Origin of the sequence: Thiohalomonas denitrificans (assembly GCF_016841685.1) — a bacterium.
In the GTDB taxonomy this organism is placed as follows: Bacteria; Pseudomonadota; Gammaproteobacteria; order Thiohalomonadales; family Thiohalomonadaceae; genus Thiohalomonas; species Thiohalomonas denitrificans_A.
Genome location: NZ_JAENYR010000106.1, coordinates 1 through 9,171, shown reverse-complemented (window position 1 = coordinate 9,171; position 9,171 = coordinate 1). Strand labels below are relative to the sequence as shown.

The following is a 9,171-nucleotide window of genomic DNA, read 5'->3' as shown; positions in this document are numbered from 1 at the left end:
CACCGGTAAAGCCCAGGTAACCGTAGTTGCCATAGTGGGGCACCTTCCGGGCGAGTCCGGGGACGGCGGCCGGGGTATCGGCGGCCATCCAGGCGATGGGCGCCCCGCCCCGGCGGGAGGCAGTCAGCACGAAACTCCGCCTGTCCTGCGGCCAGTCGCGCCCCTCCAGTTCCACGCTGTCCGACGCCAGCTGCGCCGAATCGTCCAGCGCTTCCGCCAGCTGATTCCGAAAGCGATTGGTCCACCCCAGCAGCCATACCGGCCGGTCCGTCGGCAGGGATTCCAGCTCGTCATCCGCACGAACACTCACGCCGGAGTTTCCCGCCGACCAGCCCTCGGCCAGCCGTTGGTAGGCCCGGCGCATGGGGTCCGGCCCCCCGGCGGGGACCACCAGCAGCAGACTGTCGGCACCCAGCAGCGAATCCAGAGAGACCGGAATCTCTCCAGGGAGCAGCCGCCGGAACAGATCAAAGCGGGGATCGATGGCGACGCACTGCGGCTCTCCGGAGAGTGGCAGCGAAACTTCGCTACGCTCAACATCCAGGCTCACCCGGTGCTCGTCCAGCGTGCCATCGGACATTCGAACTACCACCGGCACCTGCAACGGGAAAGGCTTTCCCGGTCCCTTTTGGGTTAACGTCAGGTTCAACGCTCCCTCCTCCGTCTCGACGGCCTCAAGGTTCAGGCGAGGCGCTCCCGGCCGCTCGACCCAGTGCCGAAAAAAGTCTGAAAGGGCTTTCCCACTGACCGCCTCGAAGGAGCGGCGCACGTCGGCAAAGGCCGCCTCGGTGAATCGATGCTCCCGATAAAGGTGCCGCAGCCCCTCGAGAAAGACCTCGTCCCCCAGTCGCAGGCGCAGCATATGGAACAGCATCAGCGATTTGCCGTAGCCGATGGCCTGACTGGCCCCGCTATGCCGGGAAGTAAAGGCCTGCAACGGAAAATCGCGGCTCCCCGAGACGTACTCGGCATACTTCTGCAACTGGTCCCGGCGGTATTCAGCGCCTTCTCCCTTGCGCTCTTTCAGCAAGTGGTCGGCCATGTAGGCCGTCAGTCCTTCGCTCCAGTTGCCCGTCTCATAGTCCACGAACACGCCGTTGCCCCACCAGTTGTGGAGGATCTCGTGCGGATAGGAAGAGTAGAGAATAAAGGGGAGTCGCAGCACCCGGGGTCCGAGCAGCGTAAACGAGGGCATTCCGTAGCCCGTCTCCCAGAAATTCTCCACCAGCGCGAACTTCGCATAGGGGTACTCCCCCATCAATTCACTGAACAGTTCCAGATAGTCGCTGGTAGCGTCCAGGTAGCGCTGTGCCAGTTGCGGATCCTTCTCGCGCAGATATACCTGAGCTTCGGCCGGTCCCGCCGGCTGACGACTGACGTGAAACGGCCCGGCCATGAGATAGATTTGATCCTGGGGGAGGCGCTCGGTCCAGCGCATGGTGGCACCCTCCCCCATGCTCCCGGCGCCTTGGCTGATACTGCTCCAACCTCCGGGTGCCTCGACATCGAGGCTAAAGGTCACGCGCTGCTCAGGCCCGAAAAAGGGCACCCAGCCACTCCCGCCACCCAGATAGACACCATCTTCCGCGATGTAGCCGGGGGTCATCTGCCGGCTACGGCCGACACCCTCGCCGAATTCATCCAGCGGATGGTGCAGGCGCCCGCCATAGCTGAGGGTCACCTGCCGCGTACCCTGCTCCAGTTCGAGGCGGTAGCGCTCGAGGAGAATAACGCCCTGAACACGGCCCACGGGCTTCAGTTTCGCCCCTTTCAGCGCCTTGGGGTTGAGCCCTGCGTGCAGCACGAAGATCGGGGCCTGCGCCGGTGGCTTGGGCCAGACGATCGTGTCGGTGACGGCCAGGGCATGGGCTTGCGGCTTCAGGGTGACCCGAAGCTGATGCTCGAGCACCGGAGCGGACAGTGCCGGCAGAGCCACCAGCCAAAGGATAAGAAGCGCGGACAGACGCATGCAAACTCCCGAAAAATCATCGAAAAACTGGAGTGTATTATAGTTGCATGGATAGGGGCCTCGGCTGGCAGCCTAACGGGCCTGACGTTAATCTACCGCGGAAAAGCCGAATTTGACCCATTTTCCACTCTTCCCCGTTAAATTCAGGTCCACAACAGAACGAAAAAGATGTTTCAAACCAGCATTCCCTCCTACGGCGAGTCAACCCCCGACGCCAGGAAAACAAGGAGTCCCAATGACGATTTCCAAAGTTCTGCTTCCGGCAACGGTTTTGCTGCTCTGCGGCTGTGCCACTGCGGCGGGTCCCGAGCTGCCCGGGTCTTCCGAGGCACCCGCCACCTTCGCAGTGGATCTGCGTGATGTCCCTCGCCTGGAAGCGATCATGCCGCAGTTGACTGATAACCGGGTGGTGTTCGTAGGCGAGAGCCACGACCGCTACAGTCACCACCTGAACCAGCTGGCCATCATCCGCGGGATGCACGAGCGCCACCCCGACCTGGTGATCGGGCTGGAGTTCTTCCAGCAGCCCTTCCAACCATACCTGGACGACTATGTGGCGGGCAAAATCTCCGAGAAGGAGATGCTGCGCGGTACCGAATACTACTCCCGCTGGAAATTCGACTACCGCCTCTACCGCCCCATCCTGAACTATGCCCGCGAACAGGGCCTCAAACTGCTTGCACTCAATGTCCCCGAGGAGCTGACCCGAAAGGTGGCCCGCCAGGGATTTGATGGATTGGAACCCGCGGAGCAGGCACAACTACCCGAAATTGGCGAAGCCGGAGAGCCGTATCGGCAGCGGCTGCAGGCGATTTACAACACACATCCCCATGAGGGTGACAATGAGAAATCATTCGAACATTTTATGCAGGCGCAATTGCTTTGGGACGAGGGTATGGCGGAACGAGCGGCGGATTTCCTGCGTGAACACCCCGAACGCGCGATGGTCTTGCTGGCCGGTTCGGGCCACCTCGCCTATGGCATCGGTATCCCGTCACGCCTGGAGCGCCGCGTGGCGGTGACTAGTGCCCTGGTATTGAACGACCCGCAGGAAGAACTCACACCGGATATTGCCGATTTCGTGCTGATGGCGGAATCAACGCCGCTGCCATCCAAAGGCCGCCTCGGTATTTTCATGGGAGATAGTGAAGACGGAGTATTGGTGCGGGACTTCACTGAAGAGAGCGCCGCCCAATCCGCGGGGCTGCAGAGAGAGGACCGCATTGTGCGAATCGACGGCCAGCCGATCGACAACACCGCCGACGTACAGCTTGCCCTGCTTGACGGTCGTGCCGGTGATACCGTGACCCTGATGGTGGAGCGAGATCAGTGGTTGGCCGGCAGCGAGCAGGTCGAGTACTCGGTAACCCTCCGCTAGGAGCCTGTCGGACTTAACGCTGATCTACTGCGGAAAAGCCGATTTGGCCACATTTTCCGATCTTTCTCGTTAAATAGACCCATTATTCGCCTCGAAAGACCGAAAAATCTGTCTCAAACCGGCTTTCCCTCGCTACGATCGGTCAAGTCCGACAGGCTCCTAGCCTTAGCAGTGCTGTTGAAAAAAGTTTTTTGGTAACTACTCACCCCCTCCGTCATTCCCTGTCACCCCCGCGTAGGCGGGGGGTAGGCGGGAATCCAGAACAGAAGCATGGCTCAAAATGGATCCCCCCCTACGCGGGGATGACGGATTTCCCGGGCCGTGCGCGATCACCCGGGCGAGCAGTTACGTTTTTTGTCCCTTGTCCCTGAGGGAGAGGACCGTTTTCAACAGCCGGTTCGGGGAGCCCCAAAAGAGGCCTATACAAAGAAGGAACTTTCCGGGAACCGGCAGGGTCTACTGATTGGATACGTATTTTCCCGTACGCGGCCGGTACTCACCACGAGGCTTAACGAGTCCGAGTACTCCGCCCCGACCACCGCTGAACGGAAATCGCTATGAAAGCTCTCATCCGACACCCGGTCCTCTCCCTGCTAGTCGGCATCGCCACTGGTATCCTGATTTTTGCCGGCCGCGCCCAGGCGCCGGTCGAATTCGCCACTGCTGTGCCGCTGCATGACAAGGGGGTCTCGACCTATTACGTCGAGGGCAAGATCAACGGATTGGGTGATGTGGAGTTCCTGGTGGATACCGGCGCTGGTCACACCACCATCAATGAAGAGACGCTGGCGGTCCTCATGGAGCGCGAGCTGGCCAGTTACAGCCGTGAGCTCTCCGGCATTCTCGCCGATGGCAGCCGAATGCGCGTTCCGGTGTACCACATCACCAGCATCGAACTGGGTGGATGTCAGTTCCAGAACATCGAAGCCGCAGTCTTTCCGGGGCGCACCCGCTTTCTTTTGGGAATGAACGCGCTCAAGCAGGCGGCTCCCTTCGCCATCGTGACCGAGCCCGAGCCGCAGCTTGCCTTAAGTAACTGCCGGATGGCGGGATTCTGAGGCCAAAAAAAACCCCGGGCCCTGCGACCCGGGGCGGCTGACACGGTCAGTAGGTTTACTGAGTGGGTACGCCAGCCTTCTTAAGTACCGTGCTCAGCGGACAAAAAGAGGTAATTCCGCTCTGTGCCAGATTGAAGCCGACGAAAACACCCAGCCATATCCAGTTCGGATGCACGAACTGGGCAAGCCCGATGCTGGCCAGCACCATCAGTCCGGCCAAGAGTGCCACCACACGATTCACTGTCATTTTTCAGCTCCTTCTTCAGTTCCGGTAGGAAATCTGCAAATTAACCACGTTCTGTTCGAGTTCGATGGTGTTACCCGAACCGCTGTTGGAAGTGATCTCGTTGTTGAATGCATGTACGTAAGAGAGCGACGCCGAGAGGCGCTGAGCCAGTTCCCGCGTGAGACCCAGCGACAGGTGGTGCTCAGTCACGGCCAGCGAACCAATATTGGAGTCCACGTCCTCGGGCCCAATTGGCGATTCGCCGTAGTTGTAACCGGCCCTCACCGTGGTTTTTGGGCTTAACCGCTTCTGCACACCGAGGGCATAGACCACCTGATCATCCCAACCGTAATTAAACGTTTGATCAACTTCACCATTGAGATTCAGATCCACACTGTCGAGCACATCGGAAAAGGCAATCCACTTGATGTCGGCCTCGATCAGCAAGTCGTCGGAAGGCATGAAGGCCACACCGAATGCCAGCTGCTGGGCGGCATCCATATTCATAGTATATTTGCCGTTGCTCGTATTCCATTCGAATTCATCCATGTCCTGTTCCGAGATGTATGAGACTCCGAAACGCACGAGGTCGTTAGGCTGATAGGTGGCACCGATGGTAGCCCCGAACCCGAAGGTCTGATTTTGCGGCAGGTGTAGTTCATTCGGGCCGTTCGGGGTCATCATATTCAAATCGACAGCAAGACTCTGATAATCGATATTGAGTGCAGCACCCAGAGTCCACTGTTCGTTGACTCGATAGCCGAACCCGGGCGCAATCTTGTAGAACTGTTTCGTAGTCACCACATTATTGGCACCAATACTACTGGCGCCATCAAAATGTTGGACATCATTGAAGTCCACGCCCATGCCGGAGAGTCCCGACATGCCCATTCCCACCGTCAGCTTGTCGCTGGACCGGTAGGCCAACGCCCCGGAGGGAATCAGGTAGAGGTCCGAGTCACTCTCCACCCCGTTCGCCTTTCGGGGCGGATTGAGAAAACCGAATCCCATGTCGGACCCGAACTCGTCAAACTCCAGGGTAGCCAGCCCCGCCGGGTTGGTCAGGACCGTACCGGCATCCTGGGGCGCTGCCGTTGTCGCGCCAGCCATACCCCACTGCGTTGCGGTAACACCGAGCATCTGATCGCCGTTGGTTGCCCAGACCGCCCCATTTGCTCCCAATGTCGCACATAGTACGACACCGACTTTTTTGCCTATTGCCTCCATAGCCACTCCCCTTTGGTTTTTGGTGGTTATCGATTGCTTTTATTTTTATGATTAACGGCACTTACGCTGGTTTAACGCAAGTGGCGTGATACGCCGGGCTTGCCCCGGAAAACCTGATGACAGCTCATGCAACCGTTAGTGACCTTTCCAAAATACTCGGCAGCGCCGGCCATATCATTCTTTTCAGCAGCGTCGGCCAGACGAAGCGCATTACCCTCGACATCGTCGTTGAACGGCACCAGTATGCCGACCTTCTCGTCAGTGATATCCTCCAGTTTCATGTACGGAAGGAGACCGCCACGCGGGATACGGTGATTGGCCAGCCGGCGGGCGGCCTCGGCAGCCTGCTCCGGGTTGTCCGTCATCAGTCCGGTGGCCACAGCCTGGTAGTCCCCAAGCACTTCATGCATGACATGACGCAAGGTGGCATTGTCGCTATGACGTGTATGCTGGCTGTAGATCTTGAGCAGGGCCTTCTTGGTTTCCGGCGAAAGCTTCTGGATACGCTGCCGCATTTCAGGCTCCATGATCTGCATCTGCTTCTGCATCATTTGCTGCGCAACCGAGGGTTCCGCGGCGACGAGCACCGAGCTGCCGCCGATGAACAGAACCCCTGCAATCAATCCTCCGACGATCGTTTTTTTCCGCATCTTTTTCTCCCGTGTATTAAGTTGGTTGCTCATCAGGCGTTTTAACGCTCTACCCATAGAGTCTGCAGAAGAGGTGTTTCGCAGGGATTTCCCGCAAGCACGAAGTTGTAACAGAATGTTACGGGCATTTACGGGCCGTTAAGGAGTAAGATTCAGCAAGCCGCAGGAATGATCTATGAACGAAAAGACCGATCGGCACCGCCTGCTTGTCGTCGATGATGACGATGCCCTGAGACGGCTGCTCGAGCGCTATTTGGGTGAACATGGATTCGCAGTCACGACCGTACCCGATGGCAGGACGATGGAAAGGGCGCTGACGAAAGCGTCGTTCGATCTCGTCATCCTCGACCTGATGCTGCCGGGTGAAGATGGCCTTTCCCTTGCCAAGCGGCTTCGAAGCCGGGGCAATCTGCCTATTGTCATGCTCTCGGCCTGCGGCGAGGACGTGGACCGCATCGTCGGTCTGGAGGTAGGTGCGGATGACTATCTCGCCAAGCCGTTCAATCCGCGTGAACTGCTCGCCCGAATCCGCGCCGTCCTGCGTCGCAGCCGGAATATGGCCCAACCCATTCAGGACGAAAGGGCTTTTGGCCCTTTCGTCCTCGACGTCGAGAGCCGCCGATTGACCTGCGAGGGCGAGGAGGTTCCACTGACCACCGGTGAATTCACCCTACTCTCCATTTTCACCGCTCATCCCAATCAGGTGCTCACCCGGGATCGGCTGCTGCAGTTGCTGAAAGGCTATGAACACCAGCCGTTCGATCGCAGCATCGATGTCCGCATCACCCGGCTGCGCCGAAAAATCGAGACCGATGCCACCGCACCTATCTATATCCGTACCGTGTGGGGAGAGGGTTATCTCTTTGCCCTGGATGTTCAGTAAAGCCCAATGACGATTCGTCCCAGCACGCTTTTCGGCAAGACGCTTGCCACCATAGCCCTGGTTTCCATGGGCTTTCTCCTCTTTACCCTCTCGGTGATGGCGAAATTTCTGCTGGTGCCTGTCGGGGAACGCTCCGCCGCCGACCTGGCCGCTTTCATGGTTTTTTCAGCAGAGGCCTGGTCGGAACTTCCCGACGAGCAACAGGCGCCCTATGCCCGAGAGCTGGAGGCGCGCAGTGGACTTCGTATTCGTCCTCCACAAGACAATCTCCCTGCGCGCGGGCTGGTACTGCCCTACTTTTACTTCCTTGAAAATGCCCTGGAGAAGCAAACCGGCAAGCCGGTGACCCTGTGCATGGAAACGGATCGGGACGGTACACCGCGGTACTTTGCCCGGTTCGATGTGGGCACCAAGGTCGTATCCGTCGGAGTCCCCCGCACCCATATGAGTGTGCAGCCCCCGTTGGCCCTGCTACTGGTTTTTTCGGTCGGCATTCTCGTTACGATGGCCACGGCGATAACCCTTGTACGGCGGCTCACGTCGCCGCTGGAGCGGCTCTCGGCTGCGACCCACAGACTGGGGGGCGGCGAATGGCCGGCCCCCCTTCCTGAGACCGGACCCGAAGAGTTGGTGCACCTGACACGCAGTTTCAATCGCATGATGGTCCAGGTCGAGGAACTCCTGGCCAACCGCACGACGCTGCTGGCCGGCATATCCCACGACTTGCGCACGCCACTGTCACGCATGCAGGTAGCCCTGGAGATGCTCCCGGCCGAGAGCGATCCGGAACTGATGGAGGGACTGAGTGCGGATATTACCCACATGAACACACTCATCCGACGCTTTCTGGAGGTCGCCCGCGGGCTGGAGGACGATCGGTGGGTCGATGTCGACATGGATGCCTTGGCAGCATCCGTTGCAGAGGCGTTTAAACGTAGCGGTGCCGAGATTCGAATCAAGCCGGGCAAGAGCTGCAATCTGGAAACCTCGGAATTGGCCCTGCGCCGCATTCTTGAGAACTTGCTGGAAAACGCCGTGCGTTATGGCGAAGGAACTCCGGTCGACATCGAATGGCACTGTAGCGCAGGTTTCATTGCCATCCATATTCTCGACCGGGGTCCGGGCATTCCCGAAAACGAAAGGGAGACCGTCTTCCGCCCCTTCTACCGCCTGGAAAGCTCCCGCAGTCGCGCCACGGGCGGCAGCGGGCTCGGCCTAGCCATCGCCCGCCAACTCGCCCAGGCCAATGGTTGGGAGGTTACCCTTCTCACACGTCACGGCGGTGGCACACGGGCCGTTCTCAAGCTGCCGATGGCGACAGTACGAAGGGGCGACAAGGAGCGCGGCAAGGCGGAGACCGCGAGGAGCGATCACGCCCTTTAGTCACGCTTGCGGCAATATTGTAGAAGCGACCAGCGCAAAAGTGTTTGTTGAATCGAAAGATGCAATTGGAAATTTTGCACCACGCACTTCCGAGGCAGACAGGGCGATCCCCACCAACACTGTCACTGCGAAGAGCCCGGGCGAAGAGGCAATCTCGCACCTCGGACGTAACCGATGGCTTCGTGGTGAGGTCCGGCTTTGGCATCCTCGAGAACAGGTTCCAGACATTCTCTACTGCCTGCATACATGTAAACGTCCTCCTGATGAACTTGCCCCCGATGTCATTACGAGGAGCCCCAGCGACAAAGTAATCTCCTGCTCCCAAAGCCCCAGATTGCCGCATCGCTGTGGCTCCTCGCAATGACGGCTAAAGGTTCGTCACTGATTCGGGCCTGCG

The 9,171-nt window shown here is 59.1% G+C and carries 8 protein-coding genes; 4 read left to right on the top strand and 4 right to left on the bottom strand.

Going from position 1 to position 9,171, the window contains the following annotated elements; genetic code table 11:
- Positions 1-1,969, bottom strand: a 1,969-nt coding sequence (locus tag Q7L05_RS15945) for a M1 family metallopeptidase (protein WP_303909010.1), incomplete at its 3' end; no start/stop codon positions are given.
- A 235-nt stretch (positions 1,970-2,204) separates the two neighbouring features.
- On the opposite strand from Q7L05_RS15945, the gene Q7L05_RS15940 reads away from it, so the two are divergent.
- Positions 2,205-3,347, top strand: coding sequence for a ChaN family lipoprotein (locus tag Q7L05_RS15940; protein WP_303909007.1), 1,143 nt, complete (start codon positions 2,205-2,207; stop codon positions 3,345-3,347).
- A 557-nt stretch (positions 3,348-3,904) separates the two neighbouring features.
- Positions 3,905-4,405: a retropepsin-like aspartic protease family protein gene (locus Q7L05_RS15935; protein WP_303909004.1), complete on the top strand. Its 501-nt coding sequence runs from the start codon at positions 3,905-3,907 to the stop codon at positions 4,403-4,405.
- A gap of 55 nt (positions 4,406-4,460) precedes the next feature.
- Here Q7L05_RS15935 and Q7L05_RS15930 read toward each other — a convergent pair whose 3' ends face one another.
- The 3 genes from Q7L05_RS15930 to Q7L05_RS15920 form a co-directional block, all read right to left on the bottom strand.
- Entirely contained in the window at positions 4,461-4,652 is a 192-nt protein-coding gene (locus Q7L05_RS15930; RefSeq protein WP_303909001.1) for a YgaP family membrane protein, read from the bottom strand.
- A gap of 15 nt (positions 4,653-4,667) precedes the next feature.
- Positions 4,668-5,858, bottom strand: coding sequence for an OmpP1/FadL family transporter (locus Q7L05_RS15925; RefSeq protein WP_303908997.1), 1,191 nt, complete (start codon positions 5,856-5,858; stop codon positions 4,668-4,670).
- Between the two features lie 71 nt (positions 5,859-5,929).
- Positions 5,930-6,508 carry a hypothetical protein gene (locus Q7L05_RS15920; protein WP_303908994.1) on the bottom strand — a complete coding sequence of 193 codons (579 nt, stop codon included), beginning with the start codon at positions 6,506-6,508 and terminating at the stop codon, positions 5,930-5,932.
- Positions 6,509-6,683: 175 nt separating this feature from the next.
- On the opposite strand from Q7L05_RS15920, the gene Q7L05_RS15915 reads away from it, so the two are divergent.
- Positions 6,684-7,391, top strand: a complete 708-nt coding sequence (locus Q7L05_RS15915; protein ID WP_303908991.1) for a response regulator — start codon at positions 6,684-6,686, stop codon at positions 7,389-7,391.
- A gap of 6 nt (positions 7,392-7,397) precedes the next feature.
- On the top strand, positions 7,398-8,774 hold the full coding sequence (locus Q7L05_RS15910; RefSeq protein ID WP_303908988.1) for an ATP-binding protein: 1,377 nt from the start codon (positions 7,398-7,400) through the stop codon (positions 8,772-8,774).
- Positions 8,775-9,171: the final 397 nt, after the last annotated feature.

Coding starts and splice junctions, on each gene's coding strand:
- Q7L05_RS15940 (WP_303909007.1), top strand. CDS start 2,205: ATGACGATTTCCAAAGTTCTGCTTCCGGCAACGGTTTTGCTGCTCTGC.
- Q7L05_RS15935 (WP_303909004.1), top strand. CDS start 3,905: ATGAAAGCTCTCATCCGACACCCGGTCCTCTCCCTGCTAGTCGGCATC.
- Q7L05_RS15930 (WP_303909001.1), bottom strand. CDS start 4,652: ATGACAGTGAATCGTGTGGTGGCACTCTTGGCCGGACTGATGGTGCTG.
- Q7L05_RS15925 (WP_303908997.1), bottom strand. CDS start 5,858: ATGGAGGCAATAGGCAAAAAAGTCGGTGTCGTACTATGTGCGACATTG.
- Q7L05_RS15920 (WP_303908994.1), bottom strand. CDS start 6,508: ATGCGGAAAAAAACGATCGTCGGAGGATTGATTGCAGGGGTTCTGTTC.
- Q7L05_RS15915 (WP_303908991.1), top strand. CDS start 6,684: ATGAACGAAAAGACCGATCGGCACCGCCTGCTTGTCGTCGATGATGAC.
- Q7L05_RS15910 (WP_303908988.1), top strand. CDS start 7,398: ATGACGATTCGTCCCAGCACGCTTTTCGGCAAGACGCTTGCCACCATA.